This window comes from Paracoccus sp. Z118, from assembly GCF_019061185.1.
In the GTDB taxonomy this organism is placed as follows: Bacteria; Pseudomonadota; Alphaproteobacteria; order Rhodobacterales; family Rhodobacteraceae; genus Paracoccus.
Map to the genome: position 1 here is coordinate 48,670 of NZ_JAHQZU010000001.1, position 18,919 is coordinate 67,588.

An 18,919-nucleotide genomic window follows, 5' to 3' on the forward strand; every position below is an offset into this window, starting at 1 on the left:
GACCTTCGCGCCGGCCGTGCTGGCCGCGCGCCGCCCCAATGTCCGCCCGAAAGGATGCCGCGATGTCCAAGCTGACCCTGACCGTCACCGCCATCTGCGCGGCGCTTGTGCTTGCCGGCTGCAACCGCGGCGACCCGCCGCTGCCCGGCACCCGGCTCGACCCGCGCGAGGTCGTCTCGCCCGGCGGGCCGCAGATCGTGGACGGCAATCCCGTCACCTCCACTGCGCTGAACCTGGCCGCCCCGCGTTCCTTCGAGTGGCCGCAGCGGGCCGCGAACGCCGCCCATCTGATGCCGCACGCGGCGCTGACGGGCGGCACGCAGCTTCTGTGGTCGGCCCGGATCGGCGAGGCCGCGGGCCGCCGCCACAGCATCACCGCCGATCCGGTGGTGGCGGGCGGGCGCGTCTTCGCCATGGACAGCCGCGCCCGCGTGACGGCCACCGCGCTGTCGGGCGGCACGGCGTGGAGCGTGGACCTGAAGCCCGCCTCCGAGAGCGGCGACAGCGTCTCGGGCGGGGGGCTCGCCTATGACGGCGGCACGGTCTTCGTGACGACCGGCTGGGGCGAACTGGTGGCCGTGGACGCGGCGACCGGCGGCGTGCGCTGGCGCCAGGGGGTCGAGGCCCCGATCGGTGGCGCCCCCACGGTGGCGAACGGCACCGTCTATGCCGTCGCCCGCGATTCGACCGGCTGGGCCGTGCGCGCCAGCGATGGCCGGGTGCTGTGGACCGTGTCGGGCATCGCCGCGCAGACGGGCGTGACCGGCGTGTCCGCCCCGGCGGTGTCGGGCGACACCGTGGTCTTCCCCTTCGCCTCGGGCCAGCTTCTGGCCGTGGACACCGCCACCGGCGTCGAGAAATGGAGCGCGCAGGTCGCCGGCACCCGCCGCGGCCGCGCCATCGCCTATATCCGCGACCTGACCGGCGATCCGGTGATCGCGGGGGATACGGTGCTGGCGGGCTCGTCCTCGGGGCGGATCACCGCCTTCGACATGGCGACCGGGATGCAGCGATGGTCGGACAAGGACGGCGCGAACAGCCCGGTGCTGCTGGCGGGCGGGTCGGCCTTCGCCGTGAACGATCAGGCGCAGCTGGTGCGGCTGGACGCGGCGGCCGGCGGGCGCATCTTCGCGGTGCAGCTGCCCTATTACACCGACCGTCGGGTGCGGCGGCAGGATCGCATCGTCGCGCATTACGGCCCCGTGCTGGCCGGCGGGCGGCTGTTCGTCGCCTCCAGCGATGGCGTGCTGCGGGTGTTCGATCCGAACTCCGGCGCGCTGGTCGGACAGGGGGCGATTCCCGGCGGGGCGGCGACGGCCCCCGTCGTGTCGGGCGGCACGCTTTACGTCACCGGCCGCGACGGCCAACTGCACGCGTTCCGCTGATGAGCTTCACCCTCGCCATCGTCGGACGCCCGAATGTCGGCAAGTCCACCCTGTTCAACCGCCTCGTCGGCAAGCGGCTGGCGCTGGTCGATGACCAGCCCGGCGTGACCCGCGACCTGCGCGAAGGCGACGCCCGGCTGGGCGATCTGCGCTTCATCGCCATCGACTCCGCCGGGCTGGAGATGGCCGAGGATGACAGCCTGCAAGGCCGCATGCGCCGCCTGACCGAGCGGGCGGTGGACGAGGCCGATATCTGCCTGTTCGTGATCGATTCCCGCGCGGGCGTCACCGCTGCCGACGAATATTTCGCCGACATCCTGCGCAAGCGGGCGCGGCATGTCATCCTCGTCGCCAACAAGGCCGAGGGGCGGGCGGGCGAGTCGGGCTTCCTCGAAGCCTATTCGCTGGGTCTCGGCGAGCCGCTGCGGGTTTCGGCCGAGCATGGCGAGGGGTTCGACGACCTCTACGGCATCCTCGCCCCGCTGGCCGACCGGATCGAGGCGGAACGCCCCGCGCCGATCGTGCCGGAAACAGACGTCGCCCTGACCGACGAGCAGGCCGAAAGCGGCGAGGGGGCCGAGGACTGGCGCCCCTCCGTCGCGCGTCCCTTGCAACTGGCGGTGATCGGGAGGCCCAATGCGGGCAAGTCCACCCTCATCAACAAGATCATCGGCGAGGATCGGCTGCTGACCGGCCCCGAAGCCGGGATCACCCGCGATTCCATCAGTGTCACGACCGAATTCATGGGCACGCCCATGCGGATCTTCGACACGGCGGGGATGCGCCGCAAGGCGAAGATCTCGGACAAGCTGGAAAAGCTGTCGGTCGCGGACGGCCTGCGGGCGGTGCGCTTTGCCGAGGTGGTCGTGGTGCTGCTGGACGTGGCGATCCCGTTCGAGCAGCAGGACCTGCGGATCGCGGATTTCGCGGAAACCGAGGGCCGCGCGGTGGTCGTCGCCGCGAACAAGTGGGATCTTGAAGAAGACAAGCCCCACAAGCTGAACGAACTGCGCGAGGCGTTCGAGCGGCTTCTGCCGCAGCTCAAGGGCGCGCCGCTCGTCACCGTCTCGGCGCGCACGGGCAAGGGGCTGGACCGGCTGCATGCTGCGGTCCTGAAAGCGCACGAGGTCTGGAACCGCCGCATCTCCACCGCGAAGCTCAACCAGTGGCTCGGCGCCATGACCGAGGCGCATCCGCCGCCCGCGCCGGGCGGGCGCCGCATCCGCCTGCGCTACATGACGCAGGTGAAGACCCGGCCGCCGGCCTTCGTCGTCATGGCGACCCATGTGGACCAGATTCCCGACAGCTATCAGCGGTATCTGGTGAACGGGCTGCGGATCGACTTCGACATGCCGGGCACGCCGATCCGCCTGACGTTCCGCGATCAGGGGGCGAAGAACCCCTACAAGGACAAGAGCAACAAGCGCCCGACCGGCGCGCTGGCCAAGCACAAGTCCCGGCAGCGCCCGAAGGATTCCTAGGTCGTCACCCGCACCAGCACGACCGCCATCGTCGCGATCCCCAGCACGCAGGCGGTCGAAAGCGTCGTGCTGAGCCCGAGGCTGGCGACCGCCACCCCCAGCATCGCCCAGATGATCGCCAGCGCGTAGGTCACGTTGTTGCCCAGCCACAGCTGCACCTGCGCCCCGATCAGCGACAGGGCCAGCAGTCCGCAGAGCGCGGCCAGCTCGCTCTGCAGGTTCAGATGCAGCCGCGCCAGCGCGACCGCCGCGCCGGTCGCGCCGACGGTCAGCCAGCCCGCGATCAGTCCCAGCGGCCAGTCCACCGGCTCGGTCGGCTCGGGGTCGGTCAGCAGCCCGGCGACGACGCCGACCGGCGCGCCCAGTGCCAGCGTCATTCCCAGCGCCGGCGAAGCCGTCGAGATCCACGGCCAGACCGCCCCGGCGGCCAGTCCAAGCAGGACCAGCACCGGCAACCGCCGCGGAAACCCGCTCTGCCAGCGCAGCGCGATATAGGCGGCGCAGCTCAGCATCACCGCGATCAACAGCCCCCAGAGCCAGATATTCACCGGGTTCTGGACGATGCTCACCAGATCGTCGGCGGCGATCAGCGCCCCGGCGCCGTTCTGCATCGCATATCGCTCCAGCATCTCGACATAGCTCAGCGAGCCGCGCCGCAGCACGGGGTCGGGGCGCAGCGCGACGAGCAGCGCGCCCGCCGCGAAGAACGCGACGACGAAGGATTCAAGCCATGCGCGCATCCACCGGTCCATCCTCAGGAACGCGGCGCCGGGCAGGCAGGTTGCGTCGGGCCGCCTCCGCCGCCCTCAGGCAAGCGATCCGTCGCGTCCCAGCCGGATCGCGCCGCCGAGATAGGGGTGCAGAACCGCCGGCAGTTCGACCGAGCCATCGGCCTGCTGGCCGTTTTCCAGCACCGCGATCAGCGTGCGGCCGACGGCGAGGCCCGAGCCGTTCAGCGTGTGCACGAACTCCGGCTTGCCGCCGCCTTCGGGGCGATAGCGTGCGTTCATCCGCCGCGCCTGGAAATCGCCGACATAGCTGACGCTGGAAATCTCGCGGTAGGTGTCCTGGCCGGGCAGCCACACTTCCAGATCGTGGGTGATGCGGGCGCCGAAGCCCATGTCGCCGGTGCAGAGCGCCACGGTGCGATAGGGCAGACCGAGCGCCTCAAGCACGGCCTCGGCGCATTTCGTCATCCGTTCATGCTCGGCAAGGCCGTTTTCGGCGTCGGTGATCGACACCATCTCGACCTTCTCGAACTGATGCTGGCGCAGCATCCCCGATGTGTCGCGACCCGCCGAGCCTGCCTCGGACCGGAAGCACTGCGAATGGCCGACCATCCGGCGCGGCAGCGTGGCGTGTTCGACCAGATCGCCGTGGACGGTGTTGGTCAGCGTCACCTCGGCCGTCGGGATCAGCCACCAGCCTTCGCGGGTCTGATAGCTGTCCTCGCCGAATTTCGGCAGTTGCCCGGTGCCGAGCATCATGTCGGACAGGACCAGAACCGGCGTCCAGGTTTCGGTCAGCCCGTGCTTGTCGATGTGCATGTCCAGCATGAACTGCGCGAGCGCCCGGTGGATGCGGGCCACGCCGCCCGACAAGACTACGAAGCGCGAGCCGGAGAGCTTGGCGGCGGTGGCGAAATCCATGCCGGGCTTCACGCCGGGAATGTCGAAATGCTCCAGCGGCGGGAAGTCCAGCGCGCGCGGCTCGCCCCAGCGGCGGATTTCGACGTTGTCCGTCTCGTCCTCGCCGTCCGGCACGCTGTCCAGCGGCAGGTTGGGAATGGTCATCAGCAGGTCGTTCAGTTGCCGGTCCAGCGCCTCGGCCTCGGCCATCATCGCGGCGATCTGCGCCTTGCTGTCGCCGATCAGCGCCCGCAGCCGCTCGAACTCGGCCTCATCCCCGCGCGCCTTCGCGGCCCCGGTTTCCTTGCTGGCGCGGTTCTGTTCGGCCTTCGCCTCCTCGGCGGCGTTGATCCGGGCGCGGCGGTCGGCGTCGAGCGCAAGGATTTCCGCCGACATCGGCGCGAGGCCCCGGCGGGCAAGGCCCGCGTCGAAGGCTTCGGGGTTTTCGCGGATGGCGCGGATGTCGTGCATGGCGGTCCCTTTGTCTCGGCGCCCCCCGGATAGCGCAGGCGGGCGCGTGACAAAAGGGGCGGGTCAGCGGGCCTCTGCGTCCTGCAACATTTCCGCGACGGCGGGCCAGAACGCCTCGCGCCCCGGATAGCCCTCGATCCGGCCGATTTCCTTGCCGCCTTCCAGCAGGATGAAGGTCGGCGTCACCCGCGGGCGGCTGGCGAGGGCCAGTCCGTTGGGCCAGGGACCGTCGAAATCGACATGCAGCAGGGGCGCGGCGCGGCCCTGCGGGTGGGCGGCGTAGGAGGGCAGGATCTCGGCCCGGAACTGGCGGCAGAAGGGGCAGCCGGGGCTTTCCACCATCAGCATCTGCCAGCGCGCGCCCCCGGCATGGGCACCGAAGGCCAGCAGGATCAGGGTGCAAAGGCTGAGGATGCGGAGCATTCCGCCTTGGTAGGGCCGCCCCCGCGCCGCCGCAATGGCGCATGGCTTCACATCGCCGGCAGGGGCGACTACGACTCGCCGGGCCGTTGTTCGAGAGGGCCCCGGATGGACGACCTGCCCGAAAAGCTGACCCGAGGCGACCGCCGCGCGCTGGCCCGCGCGATCACGCTGGTGGAAAGCACCCGCCCCGACCACCGCGCCCGCGCCATCGATCTGCTGGCGGCGCTGCCGCCCCGTCAGGCGCTGCGGATCGGGCTGTCGGGAACGCCCGGCGTCGGCAAGTCCACCTTCATCGAGGCGTTCGGCCTGATGCTGACGGGGCAGGGGCTGCGCGTCGCGGTGCTGGCGGTCGATCCGTCCTCGGCCCGCTCGGGCGGCTCGATCCTCGGCGACAAGACCCGGATGGAGCACCTCTCGCGCGAGCCGCGCGCCTTCATCCGCCCCTCGCCCAGCCGCGCCGAACTCGGCGGCGTCGCCCGGCGCACGCGCGAGACGGTGCGCCTCTGCGAGGCGGCGGGCTTCGATGTGGTGCTGGTCGAGACCGTCGGCGTCGGCCAGTCCGAGACGCTGGTCGCGGACATGACCGACCTGTTCGTGCTGCTGCTGGCCCCGGCGGGCGGGGACGAGTTGCAGGGCGTCAAGCGCGGCATCATGGAGATGGCCGACCTGATCCTCGTCAACAAGGCCGATGGAGAGTTGCGCGCCACCGCCATGCGGACCGTCGCGGATTACGCCGGCGCCCTGCGGCTGCTGCGCAAGCGCCCGCAGGACCCGCCGGGATTCCCCAAGGCGCTGCCGGTCTCGGCGGTGGAAGGGCAGGGGCTGGAGGGCGCATGGGCCGAGATGCAGGCGCTGGTGGACTGGCGGCGCGAACACGGCCATTTCGACCGCCACCGGGCCGAGCAGGCTCAAAGCTGGTTCCTTGCCGAGGTCCGCGCGGGCCTGCTGGCGCGGCTGTCGCAGGAGCCCGCCGCGACGCTGCTGCAGACGTTGGGCGCGGAGGTGGCGATGGGCCATGCCGATCCGGTGGCGGCGGCCGCCGAGATGCTGGACAGCCTGCGTTAGCTTTCTGAATGAAACGCCCGAAGTTCGGCGGCAGGCCCGCGCGAATCGGGTAGGATGGGCTTCATGGACACGCTCTTCACCCTTCCCGACCCGGCCACGCTCTACCGCGCCCTGCTGGAACGCGACCCCGCGTTCGAGGGGCGGGCGCTGGTCGGCGTCACCTCGACCGGCATCTTCTGCCGGCTGACCTGCCCGGCGAAGAAGCCGCGGCCTGAAAACTGCCGCTGGTTCGACGGACCGGCGGCCGCGTTGGCGGCGGGGTTCCGGCCCTGCCGCCGCTGCCACCCCCTGGGCGCGCAGGCCGAGGGCGATCCGGTGATCGCCCCGCTGCTGGCGGCGCTGCGGGACGACCCCGCCCGCCGCTGGTCCGAAACGGACGTGGCGGCGCTGGGGCTGGACCCCTCGACGGTGCGGCGGGCCTTCCGCCGGCAGTTCGGGATGACGTTCCTTGAACTCGCCCGGCAGATGCGGCTGCGGGCCGGGACCCGCGCCCTGAGCGCCGGCGCCCCGGTGATCGAGGCGCAGCTCGAGGCGGGCTTCGACAGCGCCTCGGGCTTCCGCGAGGCCTTCGCCCGGCTTTTCGGCGCGCCGCCGCAGGCGCTGCGGACAGGGGCGGGGCTGTCCGCCGACTGGATCGACACGCCGCTTGGCGGGATGATCGCGGTCGGGGACGCGGAAACCCTGCATCTGCTGGAGTTCGTGGACGGCAAGGGGCTCGCCGCCGAATTGCGGGCCCTGTCCAAAGGGGCACAAGGGATCGCCTTGGGCCGCACCCCCGCGATCGACCGGACCGAAACCGAGCTTGCCGCCTTCTTCGCCGGCCGGCCCGATGGCTTCACCGTGCCCCTCACCCTTCACGGCACCCCGTTCCAGCGCCGCGTGTGGGAGGAGTTGCGCCGCATCCCGCCGGGCGAGACGATCAGCTATGCCACGCTGGCGGGCCGGATCGGCCAGCCCACCGCCACGCGGGCGGTGGCGCGGGCCAACGGGGCGAACCAGATCGCCATCGTTGTGCCGTGCCACCGGGTGATCGGCGCCGATGGCAGCCTGACCGGCTATGCGGGCGGCATCTGGCGCAAGCAGGCGCTGATCGAGGCCGAACGCAGGCTCGCCGCCGCGCGGCACGGCGATTCGGCCTTGACGCAGGGGGCCTGAGCGCCTAATCACGCGCAACGGATTTCCGGGCGCTGCCTTGGCTAGCGCCCTTTCATTTTCGGTGCCGCCCAAACGATGCGGTTGCCCGAGCAGCGAAGGAAACAGATCATGTCGCGCGTGTGCGAACTGACCGGCAAGGGGCCGATGACCGGCAACAACGTGTCCCACGCCAACAACAAGACCCGTCGCCGGTTCCTGCCGAACCTGAACGACGTCACGCTGATCTCCGACAAGCTGGGCCAGTCCTATTCGCTGCGGATTTCGGCGCACGCGCTGCGCTCGGTCGATCACCGCGGTGGGCTGGACGCGTTCCTCGCCAAGGCAAAGGACGCCGAGCTGTCGGCCCGCGCGCTGAAGATCAAGCGGGATCTGGCGAAAGCCTGATCGGCTGACCTGCGAATTCCTACGGCCCCGCTCCTTCCCGGAGCGGGGCCTTTCGCATGTCGGCTTTGCGTTTCCCGCGCGGCCCGCTAAGCCTTGGTCATGCGCCCGGGCCTGCATCTTCTTCTGATTCTGCTGATCGCGGCCACCAGCCTCTCGCTGGGGTCTGCGCGGGGGCAGGCGCGGGTGGCGGGGCAGATGGTGCTGTGCGACGGGCACGGCGTCACCACCGTCGCCGTCGATGCCAGCGGCAATCCGGTCGAGCGGGTCGTCATCTGCCCCGACATGGCGCTGTCGCTGCTGGCCGCGCTGGACGTGCCGCCGCCGGAGCTTCCCCGGCGGCTGGCCGCCGTCCTGGTGGTTCCGCTGCCAGCCGCCCGCGACGGCGCGGGCCTCTCCGTCATCGTCAACCAGCCGCGCGGCCCCCCGGCCTCGTCCGCGCTGACCTGACCTTCCAACCATCAAAGACGGACCAGACCCATGAAAACCCTGATTTCCGCCGCGCTTCTGGCGCTGACCCCCATTGCCGCGCTGGCCGAGGCCCCCGGCATCACCGCCAGCGACGCCTATGCGCGTTCGGCCAACCCCCGCTCGGGCGCGGCCTTCATGACCATCGAGAACGCGAACGCGAACGATTGCGTGCTGAGCGCCGTCGCCTCGGACGTGACCGAGCGGGCCGAGTTGCACACCCATCAGGAAACCGACGGGGTGATGAAGATGACCCCCGTCGAATCCGTCACCATCCCGGCGGGCGGCAGCCATCCGCTCGCGCGCGGGGCGGACCACATCATGCTGATGGCGCTTGAGACGCCGCTGAATGACGGCGACACCGTGAACATCACGCTGGATCTGGGCGATTGCGGCACGCTGCCGGTGGCGGCGGTCGTGGACAACGCGCGCCAGCCTGACGCGGCGGCGGGCGGTCATGCTCACGGTCACGCCGCGCACTGAGCGAACAGGACTCAGCGGCCGGCGCGGAACGCTCCGCGCCGGCCGTGTCCTGCGTGGCTATTTCTGCCACCCGCGCAGGCGCAGCGCGTTCGTGACCACGAACACCGACGACAGCGCCATCGCCCCCGCCGCCAGCATCGGCGACAGCTGCGGGCCGCCGAAGGGCACCAGCGCCCCCATCGCGACCGGGATCAGCGCGACGTTGTAGGCGAAGGCCCAGAACAGGTTCTGCCGGATGTTGCGCATCACCGCGCGGGACAGCCCGATGGCGCGCGGCACCCCGCTCGGATCGCCCGAGGACAGCACGACCTCGGCCGCCTCGATGGCGACATCGGTGCCGGTGCCGATGGCGATGCCGGTTTCTGCCGCCGCGAGGGCAGGGGCGTCGTTGATCCCGTCGCCCACGAAGACGCTGCCCGGCCCCATCGCGCGGATCGCGTCCAGCTTGCCTTCCGGCAGGACGCCCCCGACCACATGGTCGATCCCCAGCCTGCGCCCGACCGCATCCGCCGCCGCCTGCACGTCGCCGGAGATCATCGCGGTCTGCAGGCCTTCCTCGTGCAGCGCCGCGATGGCCCCCTTGGAGCTTTCCCGCAGCGGATCGGCCATCCCCATCACCGCGACATGCCGCCCGTCCACCGCCAGATGGATCGGCGTCGCCGCCTCGGCCGCCAGAGCATCGCCCCGCGCGGCCAGCGCTGGATCGGCGGCGATGCCGGCCGCCTCCAGCGCGCCGCGATTGCCCAGCAGCACGGCGCGGCCTTCCACCGTGGCGCGAAGGCCCCGGCCGGGCAGGGCCGAGACGTCCTGCGCGGGCGGCGCGTCGATCCCCTCGGCCGCCGCCGCCGCGACAAGGGAAGCGGCCAGCGGATGTTCGGACCGCGCCTCGGCCCCGGCGGTCAGGCGCAGCGCCTCGGCCCGGTCGATCCCGTCGGTTGCCAGCGCGACCAGCGTCGGGCGGCCTTGCGTCAGCGTGCCGGTCTTGTCGAAGGCGACAGTCTTCGCCTCGGCCAGACGTTGCAGCCCGTCGCCGCGCCGGAACAGGATGCCGAGTTCTGCCCCCCGCCCGGTGCCGACCATGATCGACATCGGCACGGCAAGCCCCATCGCGCAGGGGCAGGCGATGATGAGAACCGAGATCGCCGCCACCAGCGCATGCGTCACCCGCGGTTCGGGGCCGAAGATCAGCCACAGCGCGAAGGCCAGCACCGATAGCGCCAGCACCACCGGAACGAAGACCCGCGTCACTCTGTCCACCAGCGCCTGCACCGGCAGCTTCGCGCCCTGCGCATCCTCGACCAGCCGCACGATCCGGGCCAGCGCCGTGTCGGCCCCCGTCGCCGTCACCCGGAAGCTGAGCGGGGCGGCGCCGTTCACCGTGCCGCCCGTCACCGGATCGCCGGGGGATTTCGTCACCGGCACCGGCTCTCCGGTCAGCATGGATTCGTCGATGAGGCCGCTGCCTTCGGTCACGACGCCGTCCACCGGCAGCCGCTCGCCCGGCAGAACCGTCACGATGTCGCCGGGAACAAGCTGCGTGACCGGCGTGTCCACTAGCCGCCCGCTGCGGTTCACATGGGCGGTGTCGGGCGCGAGTTCGATCAGCTTGCGGATCGCATGACCTGCCTGACCCTTGGCGCGGGCTTCCAGCCAGCGGCCCAGCAGGATCAGCGTGACGATCACCGCCGCCGCCTCGAAATAGACGGCGCGGCTGTCGGGCGGCAGCAGGCCGGGGGCGAAGGTCGCGAAGGTCGAATAGAGGAACGCCGCCCCCGCGCCGAGCGCGACGAGGCTGTTCATCTCGGGCCGGCCCTGCAGCAGCGCAGGGATGCCGATGCGGAAGAACATCCGCCCCGGCCCGACGAGCACGGCGAGGGTCAGAACGAACTGGGCGATCCAGAGAAGCTGCGTGTCCACGCGCGCCAGCAGCCAGTGATGGAAGCCGGGGATCAGGTGGCCGCCCATCTCGACGACGAAGATGGGCAGGGTCAGCGCGGCGGCGATCCAGAAGTTGCGGCGCAGGCGGTCCGCCTCGGCCCCGTGGCGGTCGGCGGCGGATTGCGGGCTGGCGGTGCGGTCCTCGACGGGCGTGACCGGATAGCCGGCCTTGTCGCCGGCGGCCGTGAAATCGGCGGCGGGCACACCGGGCACATGGCTGACCGTGGCGGTCTGGGTCGCAAGGTTCACCTGCGCCGAGACGACGCCCGGCACCTGCGCCAGCGCCCGCTCCATCCGCCCGACGCAGGATGCGCAGCTCATCCCATCGATGCTCAGGCGGGTGGTGGCCATCTCGGCTTGATAGCCCGCCTCGGACACCGCCTCGACGGCTTTGGGCAGGGCGGCGGGGTCGGTCAGCTCCAGCGTGGCGCGCTGGGTGGCAAGGTTGACGGCGGCGCGGCCCACGCCCGGAACCGCCGAAAGGGCGCGTTCGGCGCGGCCGACGCAGGAGGCGCAGCTCAGCCCGTCAAGCTGCAGTTCGATCTGTTGTGCCATGGTATCCTCTTTGGCTGGAACATGCGTTCGGGGCAAAGAGGATGCGCGGCGGCGCCTGCGGGCGGCCGGGCGGGCGGGCCGCTGCCTCATGCGGGCGCGGCGGGGCGAGATGCACCGGCGGGTGGACGGGCGCGGTGCGGGCGGTCAGCCGCCGGCCCCGCTGGAAGCAGCGACAGGCCCGGTCGCCCCGGCCGTTGCAGTCATGCGCGGCGCGGACGGCGGCCCGGCGGGGCGGGACAGGCGACAGGCTTTTGCAGCAGGACATGGCGGCTCCTTCCAGTGGAGGATATGTGCCCTGCGGGCACCTCGTGCAAGCGGACCGCCGCCGGGTCACGCCGCTTTGAGTTGATCGGGGCGGGCCGAGCCGGTAATCGCAGGTAAAACGACACGCAATATCAAAGGGACGGACATGAACCGCCGCAAGCTCCTGACGCTCGGACTGGGCCTGCCCCTTGCCGTCATCGCCGCGCCCCGCCTCGGCATCGCCCAGGCCGCCGATCCCTATGCGCCGGTCGAGGTGCCGATCCGCGAAGGTTTCGAGGTCGGCTCGATCGTGGTCGTGTCCAAGGACTACTTCCTCTATCACGTCATCGCGCCGGGCCGGGCGATCCGCTACGGCGTCGCCGTCGGCACCGCCGAGCTGGTCTGGCGCGGCCGCGCGCTGGTCGGGCGCAAGGTCGAATGGCCGAGCTGGACGCCGACGGCGGCGATGATCGAGCGCAGCCCCGAACACTACGCCAGATACAAGGACGGGATGCCGGGCGGCCCGCAGAACCCGTTGGGCGCCCGCGCGCTGTATCTGCACACCGAAAGCGGCCACGACACTGCCATCCGCATCCACGGGACGACCGATCCGGGCTCCATCGGGCGCTCGGTCTCGAACGGCTGCATCCGCATGCGGAACGAGGCGGTGATGGACCTGTTCGACCGGGTGCCGATCGGCACGCCCGTTTACGTTTACTGAGCCCGCGCCGGGATCGACGGATTGCCGGAGCCCCGCAGGCTGACGCTGACCTCGTTGACGGACCCTGCGCTTGCGGGGTTCGACGAGGTGATCGACGTGCGCTCGCCGTCGGAATACGCAACCGATCACATGCCGGGGGCGATCAACCTGCCGGTGCTGGACGACGCGCAGCGGGCCGATGTCGGCACCATCTACAAGCAGCAATCGGCCTTCGACGCCCGCAAGATCGGCGGCGCGCTGGTCGCGGCGAACGCCGCGCGGCATATCGCCGGGCCGCTGGCGGATCGTGGCGGCGGTTGGCAACCGCTGCTGTATTGCTGGCGCGGCGGGCAGCGCTCGGGTTCGTTCGCGACGATCCTGGGCCAGATCGGCTGGCGGGTGGCGGTCGTGGACGGCGGCTGGAAGACCTGGCGGCGGCTGGTGCTGGAGCAGGTCGAGCAGCGCGGCCCGGCGTCGAAGCTGCTGGTGCTGGACGGCAATACCGGCTCGGCCAAGACGCGGATATTGGGGCTGCTGGCGCGGCGCGGGGCGCAGGTGATCGACCTCGAGGGGCTCGCCAACCACCGCGGCAGCCTGTTCGGCGCGATGGCAGGCGGGCAGCCGCCCCAGAAGCTGTTCGAAAGCCGGCTGGCGATGGAACTGGCGCGGCTGGACCCGGCGCGGCCGGTGGTGGTCGAGGCGGAAAGCTCGCGCATCGGCGAGGTGATCCTGCCCCGCGCGATGTGGCACGCGCTCTGCGCGGCGCCGCGCCTGCGGCTGTCGGTGCCGGCCCGCGCGCGCGCCGAGTTTACGGTGCAGGCCTATGCGGACCTGCTGACGGATGCCGGACGGATCGAGGAAGCGGTCGCCCGCCTCGCCCATCTGCACCCCGCCAGCCGCATCGAGGAATGGCGCGGCCTCGCCCGCGCAGGGCGCTGGGCCGATCTGGCCGAAGGTCTGATGCAGGCCCATTACGACCCGCGCTACCTGAGCCACCGCGCGCGCTATGCCGAAGCCGAGATCGGCGTGATCGAACTGGATGCCCTGGAGGGCCCCGCGCCGGAGCGGGCCGCAGCGGAGATCGAGGCGGTGCTGCGGAGCGAAGCTTTCACTGGGTTCGCGGGCCGGATCGGGCAGGCGGCAGACGCGCGTTCGGCCTTGACCCCACCGGAAGCGGTCCTCGAAACCGGCCTCACCGATGCCGGAACCTGCACCGAAGCGGCTCGTGCGGCGAGCCGCAAGGCGACGTAGGCCGCCGCTGCTGCGAAGCTGCCCGATCGGCCGGGGTCAGGGTTCGGTCGGAGCGCTGCCCAGTATATCGTCCACCCATGCCGGAACCGTCATCGTCGCCGGTCCGGCGAGGTGCCGGTCGAACAGCGGCGAGCTGCGGCGCGGATCGAGGTTGATCTCGACGCATTCGGCGCCGTGGTCATGGGCGATCTCGACGAAACCGGCGGCCGGGTAAACCTCGCCCGAGGTGCCGATCGCCGCGAAGATGCTGGCCGCCTGCAACGCGTGAAGGATCTCGTCCATCTGCTGCGGCATCTCGCCGAACCAGACGATATCGGGGCGAAGGCTCGCCTGTCCGCAGGACGGGCAGGGATCGTCGGTCGTCAGGTCGCCATCGACCTGAAAGCGATGGCCGCAGTTTGCGCAGACGCCGCGGTTCAGCGCCCCGTGCATGTGGACGACGCCACGCGCGCCCGCACGGTCAAGCAGGTCGTCCACGTTCTGCGTCACCAGCATCACGTCGTCCCGCAGGGACAGCCGCGCCAGCGCCCGGTGCGCCTCGTTGGGCTGCGCTTTCCGGGCCTGCCGCCGGCGGTCGTTGTAGAAGCGCTGGACAAGATCGGGGTTGCGGCGGAACGCCTGCGGAGTCGCCACATCCTCGATCGCGTGCTGTTCCCAAAGCCCGCCACTGTCGCGAAACGTTGCCAGGCCGCTTTCGGCCGACAGCCCGGCCCCGGTCAGGACCACGATCCGGGTGGCGGTGCGGGGTGCGTCGGCCCGGCTCACGTCGGCATGCCTCCTCAACGCCCGCAATAGGCTTGGGCTGTCGAGGCGAAGTTCTTGTAGCGGGCCCAGAATGCGTTGTCGGCATTGCTCTTGGACATCCGCACGTCCTGCGCTTTCTGCGCGTCGCGGAAGAAGCTCGCCGCGCGCCGCTGGTCGGCCCGCGACAGCGTCAGGTCGGCCGCCTGCTGGATGCAGCCGCAGAGCCGCGCGGAACTGCGGCGGTCGGACCCCTTGCAGGCTGAATCGAGCGGACCGGCGACGGCGAAGGGCGCGGTCAGCACGACCGCCGCGATGATGACTGCGGGTTTCAGCATGATCTTTCGTCTCCTCGTGAAGCCACCGTTTGGCCGGCGGTCGGTTCTGAGTCCGCGACGGACGGGGGAATCTGAGTCCGCGCGTGACCTCCGAAAACTACCAGAAAATGCCGGTTGTCACAACGATGGCAACCCCTCGGGTTGAGGGTGCCACGCTCCGCCCATCCGTCTGGTGGTGCTGCGGCGTTGTCGTTTGCGCCAAAGCGCACATCGAAGCGGTCTGCATCCCGATGCAGGCGACCCGAGCTGGAGCGCTGTCCCGGCCGAGAAGGTTTCTGCAAACGGCGCCGTTTCGCCCGGACTGCCCTCTTCCGCGTCAACCCACGCTTCGACGCAATAGCATCAGCGCGTTGGAATAGCCCGTCTGCGCGCCGGTGCTTGCCTGCGACCGGATCAGGAAGCGCTGGATCAGCTTCTCCATGTTGGCCGGATCGGCGAGCGCCTTCGCTTCCGTCGTGCCGAACAGCTTTCCGGCGGCTGCGCTGAATTCCTCCAGTTGGCGGTCGAGGGGCAGCTTGCCGTAGGCGGTGCCGAACCCGAAAGCGCCGGCCACGACCTTGCGCAGAGGTGTCGATCCGAGGATCTGATACCATTTGGTCTTGTCGGTAGATGGTGCCCCGGCAATCGAGCCGAGTTCGCGCCGGGCATAAAGAGCGACGCGAAGGTCGGGGTCCACATTGCCGATTCTGATCTCCAGCTCGGCCTGCTTGTGCCGGTCGATCACCTCCTCGACACTCGTCCCGGCGGGCGTGGCCATGGCTGCGGATATCGTCTCGGCAAATCGCGCGTAACGCTTGTCGCTGAGCCGGTTCGCAAGGCTCGTCGGATCCGCGAGATCGGATTCGAGAACCTTGCGGATGAAGAAGCGGTTCTGAAGGTCGCCTTCAAGCCCGGCGGATGTCAGGGCGATCTTCATCAGCCGATAGTCCGACACGAATTCTTCCGGCGACGCGACGGTCTTCATTTTCTCGCGGAAGTAGTCGTGATCGCGGATCAATGCCGGGTCCTTCGCCACGATCGCCTGCTGGGCTGCCATGGTGCGGTTCAGCACGCGCCAGCCGGCATAGCCCGGCAGGCCGATGGCGACCGATCCGGTCATTGCGCCCTGGCGAGAAGCCGCGCCTCTCGCGGCAGCAACCGGCGGAGTTGCCGGAGCACCTGGTAGTAGTTCCCCAGCAGTGCCGCGGCCGATGCATCGTCGATCATCAAACGGCTGTCGCGGTCCGAAAAGACCTGCGAGAGCTGTTCGAGCCCTGCGATGAGCTGAGCGTGCCCCTCGGCGGGGTCGGCATCGCCCGACAGCAGCAATTGCGCGACGTAGCAGACGCGCGAAACCGGGGTGCTGACCTGATCGGGATGCAGCGCGTCCTTCAGCCGCAGAATGTTGGCATTCGGGCTGCGGACCGAGATGCTGGCGCGACGGTCCCCGTTCTGAATGACGGCGCCGTTGATCAGCACACGCTCGTTCGGCGCCAGCTTGATGACAAGTCCGGTCATTCAGGCCCCCGTTCCGCGCAGCCCGGCCATGATGCTGGCATTGATGTCGATCAGCGGGGAAAGATCGCCTTCGCCAGCCGCGACACGAAAGCCGTGGCGGATCGAGAACAGCGCCAGCGACAGCAGCTGCGCCTTCAGCGCCTCGGGCAGCGCATTGTCCGGCAGGACCAGATCGGACGCGAGGGCGGACCAGAGCTGGGTGTTCATGTGAACCGCCTCGCTGGCGAGCGCGCCGCGCCCGGTCACGTCGGCCGCCTTCAGGCGGCGGGTCACGCGGGCGAAGCTGTCGTATTCATTGTCGCGATCGGTACGGATCTGCGGCGCGGCGAAGGGGGTGCCGGAGACAAAGACAGGCGCATTCATGCAGACGGCTCCTTGGGCAAGGTTGCGCAGGATGACGGACGGGGCGCCGGTTCAGCGCCCCGCCCGCTTGGATCAGCGGAACAGCGACAGGATCGACTGCGGCGCCTGGTTGGCGATCGACAACGACTGAAGGCCGAGCTGCTGCTGGGTCTGCAGCGCCTGCAGGCGGGCAGAGGTTTCCTCCATGTTGGCATCGACCAGTGCCCCGACCCCGGATTTCATGGAATCGGAGAGCTTCGAGATGAAGTCGGCCTGGATGTCGATGCGTTTGCCGGCTGCGCCATAGGTCTGCGCCGCCGTCTTCGCCGCACCGATCATCGTGTTGATGCTGGTCATCGCCGCTGTGGCGGCTGTTGTGGCCGCTGCGTCGTCAGCACCAGTCACGGTGAGCGTCTCGAGCGCCGCAAGGACACCGGGGGTGGCGCCATCGACGGACAGGTTGGTCAGCGTGACCGCAATCTTGCCCGGCGTGCCTGCCGTCGCGCCGCCGACCATGGACGACAGCACGTTGTAGCCGGTTTCGCTGCCGTTCACCAGGTTCTTGCCGTTGAACTGCGACGAGGCCACCACCGACTTGATCTGGTCACGAAGAACCTTGATGTCTTCGTCCAGCGTGGCGCGATCGACGTTGCCGTCCTGCGCCTGCACGACCACGTTCCGGACTTCCTCCAGCAGGTTCGTCACGGTTTCCGCCGCCTGACGCGCGGTGCCGACAGCCTGCGCGCCCATCGACAGGCTGGTCGAGATCGACTTCATCCCGCCGACTTCCGATTCCATCGTCTTCGCGATGGCCCAGATCGCGGCATTGTCCTTGGCAGTCGCCACGGCCTTGCCGGTCGAGATCTGGTCCTGGGTCTTCGCCAGATTCGCGTTGATCCCCTTCAGGGTCTGCAGCGCCACCATGGCGCCGTTGTTGGTCAGAATGCTGGACATCTTGTCCCTCCGTTGAGATGGGCGTTTTCGCCCGAGGTTGATCCAGGGCCTTCTGACCCGCGGGCTTCCATTTTGCCCCGCACCATCCGATGCGTTCACCGTTCTAGCAGTGATGTCCTAACGATTACTGAACTCCGCCGGGCAGCGCGAATGTTTTGGGGGAACGAATAGATTCAAAATTTATGGATCTGCCCGCGGCTGCCCGGCTCCACGCGAATTCGGCCGGTCGTATCATAGATATTCAGACTCACCGCCGTCTCGCGCGCTGCGATGACACCATCCACCGCCGCCTGAACCCCTTGTCGCTGCGCCTCCGACAGCGCGGCCAGACGTGCGATGGCCGCGCGGCACGCAGGAACTGACGCGGTTTCGATCATACCCGCGCCAAGGGCCTCCTCGAACCGGCCGAGCAGCGCTTCAGCCTTGGCAGGGTCCATTTGCGCCAGCGCGATGCCGGCCTTTTCCAGCAGGTCCAGCGGGTCATTCATGAGAAAGCGCCCCTTGGCGAACCAGTTTCAGATCCACGTACCGCGACAATGCGCCGGCGCGCTGTTCGGTGAGCCAGCTGGCGAACTGCGCCTCGCCCGCGCCGCCGGAGAAATCGGATGACGAATCATCGACTCCGACGTGCTTCAGCATTTCGGTCAGGAACGCAGCTTCCAGCCTGTCGGCGCTGGCTTCGAATCGAGCCATGGCTGTGGCGGGGTGAGAAATAGGTTCGATTTTCATTATCTTGACCTTTGTGATGTCAACTGGGCATGGAATATCAGGGATGGGTAAACAATTCGTAATCAGTCGAGGGTAGAAGGGGAGTCGCAAGGGGGATTCGATGAACGCGCAGGCAATATGGATTGGCACGTCTGCAATGATGGCCCGGACCAGGCCGGCACCGGCGCTTTCGTCGGAGCCTTCGAATGCGCTCGCATCCGAGACCGGCTTCGAGTGTCTGCTTACTAGGGTGAGGATCGTTTCGGAGACTCGTGCCGATTCTGTCGAGGACGAGACGCCGGCGGCGGACAGCGGCGTCCGGGAAGATGCCAATTCTGAGCCGGTGTCCGATGCGGTGTGCGTCAGGAGGTGTTCGTGTTCCGACGATGCCCCGGCCCGCGACGCGCGGCCGTCGGGTCTGGGGGAACTGGCTCCCCGTGTCGGAGATGGACCCGACCCTGACCCGTTCGAGGCGATGGACCGTGTCGCCCATAACGCGGCCGAAGAGGTCGGAAATATCTTTGGCGCGAGCGTCGCTGCAAACTTACCTGCCCCGGTGCCGTGGACGCTCGGCCCTCTGCGTGAAGCCGAATCACAGCCGGCTCGGGGGCCATATCCTCTCACCTCAGCAGAACGGGGACCGGAGACAGGCGGTGCCCATCTTTTTTCGGCCTCGGCCACCAGGAGTGCGCGCCTGCCGGTTGGAGCTGCA

21 protein-coding genes are annotated in these 18,919 nt (G+C 69.6%); 9 read left to right on the top strand and 12 right to left on the bottom strand.

Annotated features, from left to right (window positions below):
- The first annotated feature begins 62 nt into the window (after positions 1–62).
- Together KTN05_RS00270 and der are read left to right on the top strand one after the other, a co-directional pair.
- Positions 63–1,385 carry a PQQ-like beta-propeller repeat protein gene (locus KTN05_RS00270; RefSeq protein WP_217327374.1) on the top strand — a complete coding sequence of 441 codons (1,323 nt, stop codon included), beginning with the start codon at positions 63–65 and terminating at the stop codon, positions 1,383–1,385.
- Entirely contained in the window at positions 1,385–2,866 is a 1,482-nt protein-coding gene (gene der, locus KTN05_RS00275; RefSeq protein ID WP_217327375.1) for a ribosome biogenesis GTPase Der, read from the top strand. Before KTN05_RS00270 ends, der begins: the two co-directional genes overlap by 1 nt.
- Here the strand turns inward: der and KTN05_RS00280 are convergent.
- The 3 genes from KTN05_RS00280 to KTN05_RS00290 form a co-directional block, all read right to left on the bottom strand.
- A complete protein-coding gene (locus KTN05_RS00280; protein ID WP_217327376.1) occupies positions 2,863–3,606 on the bottom strand; it encodes a hypothetical protein in 744 nt (247 codons plus the stop codon). The genes der and KTN05_RS00280 overlap by 4 nt on opposite strands.
- A gap of 66 nt (positions 3,607–3,672) precedes the next feature.
- A complete protein-coding gene (gene serS / locus KTN05_RS00285; protein ID WP_217327377.1) occupies positions 3,673–4,965 on the bottom strand; it encodes a serine--tRNA ligase in 1,293 nt (430 codons plus the stop codon).
- Between the two features lie 63 nt (positions 4,966–5,028).
- A complete protein-coding gene (locus KTN05_RS00290) occupies positions 5,029–5,388 on the bottom strand; it encodes a thioredoxin fold domain-containing protein (protein WP_254367868.1) in 360 nt (119 codons plus the stop codon).
- A gap of 105 nt (positions 5,389–5,493) precedes the next feature.
- Here KTN05_RS00290 and meaB point away from each other — a divergent pair, with 105 nt between their 5' ends.
- The 5 genes from meaB (at position 5,494) to KTN05_RS00315 (ending at position 8,940) form a co-directional block, all read left to right on the top strand.
- A complete protein-coding gene (gene meaB / locus KTN05_RS00295) occupies positions 5,494–6,453 on the top strand; it encodes a methylmalonyl Co-A mutase-associated GTPase MeaB (protein WP_217327378.1) in 960 nt (319 codons plus the stop codon).
- A gap of 63 nt (positions 6,454–6,516) precedes the next feature.
- The gene (locus tag KTN05_RS00300; protein ID WP_217327379.1) at positions 6,517–7,608 is read left to right on the top strand and encodes a bifunctional transcriptional activator/DNA repair enzyme AdaA; all 1,092 of its coding nucleotides are present in this window, start codon (positions 6,517–6,519) and stop codon (positions 7,606–7,608) included.
- 108 nt (positions 7,609–7,716) lie between these two features.
- Positions 7,717–7,992 carry a 50S ribosomal protein L28 gene (gene rpmB / locus KTN05_RS00305; protein ID WP_217327380.1) on the top strand — a complete coding sequence of 92 codons (276 nt, stop codon included), beginning with the start codon at positions 7,717–7,719 and terminating at the stop codon, positions 7,990–7,992.
- A 99-nt stretch (positions 7,993–8,091) separates the two neighbouring features.
- On the top strand, positions 8,092–8,439 hold the full coding sequence (locus KTN05_RS00310; protein ID WP_217327381.1) for a hypothetical protein: 348 nt from the start codon (positions 8,092–8,094) through the stop codon (positions 8,437–8,439).
- A gap of 30 nt (positions 8,440–8,469) precedes the next feature.
- On the top strand, positions 8,470–8,940 hold the full coding sequence (locus KTN05_RS00315) for a copper chaperone PCu(A)C (RefSeq protein ID WP_217327382.1): 471 nt from the start codon (positions 8,470–8,472) through the stop codon (positions 8,938–8,940).
- A gap of 57 nt (positions 8,941–8,997) precedes the next feature.
- On the opposite strand, the gene KTN05_RS00320 is transcribed toward KTN05_RS00315, so the two are convergent.
- A complete protein-coding gene (locus KTN05_RS00320; protein WP_217327383.1) occupies positions 8,998–11,433 on the bottom strand; it encodes a heavy metal translocating P-type ATPase in 2,436 nt (811 codons plus the stop codon).
- Between the two features lie 409 nt (positions 11,434–11,842).
- Between KTN05_RS00320 and KTN05_RS00325 the strand changes: the two genes are divergently transcribed.
- Positions 11,843–12,397, top strand: a complete 555-nt coding sequence (locus KTN05_RS00325; RefSeq protein ID WP_217327384.1) for a L,D-transpeptidase — start codon at positions 11,843–11,845, stop codon at positions 12,395–12,397.
- Positions 12,398–12,418: 21 nt separating this feature from the next.
- Entirely contained in the window at positions 12,419–13,627 is a 1,209-nt protein-coding gene (mnmH, locus tag KTN05_RS00330; protein WP_254367869.1) for a tRNA 2-selenouridine(34) synthase MnmH, read from the top strand.
- Positions 13,628–13,663: 36 nt separating this feature from the next.
- Here the strand turns inward: mnmH and KTN05_RS00335 are convergent, their stop codons facing one another.
- The 8 genes from KTN05_RS00335 to KTN05_RS00370 all read right to left on the bottom strand — a co-directional run bounded on the left by KTN05_RS00335 (position 13,664) and on the right by KTN05_RS00370 (position 18,228).
- Entirely contained in the window at positions 13,664–14,392 is a 729-nt protein-coding gene (locus KTN05_RS00335; RefSeq protein WP_217327385.1) for an NAD-dependent deacylase, read from the bottom strand.
- Positions 14,393–14,406: 14 nt separating this feature from the next.
- Positions 14,407–14,706 carry a hypothetical protein gene (locus KTN05_RS00340; RefSeq protein WP_217327386.1) on the bottom strand — a complete coding sequence of 100 codons (300 nt, stop codon included), beginning with the start codon at positions 14,704–14,706 and terminating at the stop codon, positions 14,407–14,409.
- A 316-nt stretch (positions 14,707–15,022) separates the two neighbouring features.
- Complete coding sequence (locus KTN05_RS00345) at positions 15,023–15,742, bottom strand: DUF1217 domain-containing protein (RefSeq protein WP_217327387.1); 720 nt, start codon at positions 15,740–15,742, stop codon at positions 15,023–15,025.
- Between the two features lie 59 nt (positions 15,743–15,801).
- Positions 15,802–16,203, bottom strand: coding sequence for a flagellar biosynthesis repressor FlbT (gene flbT / locus KTN05_RS00350; protein WP_217327388.1), 402 nt, complete (start codon positions 16,201–16,203; stop codon positions 15,802–15,804).
- A complete protein-coding gene (flaF, locus tag KTN05_RS00355; RefSeq protein WP_217327389.1) occupies positions 16,204–16,566 on the bottom strand; it encodes a flagellar biosynthesis regulator FlaF in 363 nt (120 codons plus the stop codon). It abuts the gene before it with no gap.
- A 72-nt stretch (positions 16,567–16,638) separates the two neighbouring features.
- On the bottom strand, positions 16,639–17,598 hold the full coding sequence (locus KTN05_RS00360) for a flagellin (RefSeq protein WP_371823243.1): 960 nt from the start codon (positions 17,596–17,598) through the stop codon (positions 16,639–16,641).
- Between the two features lie 74 nt (positions 17,599–17,672).
- On the bottom strand, positions 17,673–17,987 hold the full coding sequence (locus KTN05_RS00365) for a hypothetical protein (protein ID WP_217327390.1): 315 nt from the start codon (positions 17,985–17,987) through the stop codon (positions 17,673–17,675).
- On the bottom strand, positions 17,980–18,228 hold the full coding sequence (locus KTN05_RS00370) for a flagellar biosynthesis protein FlgJ (RefSeq protein WP_254367870.1): 249 nt from the start codon (positions 18,226–18,228) through the stop codon (positions 17,980–17,982). The genes KTN05_RS00365 and KTN05_RS00370 overlap by 8 nt, the downstream gene beginning before the upstream one ends.
- Positions 18,229–18,919 lie beyond the last annotated feature (691 nt).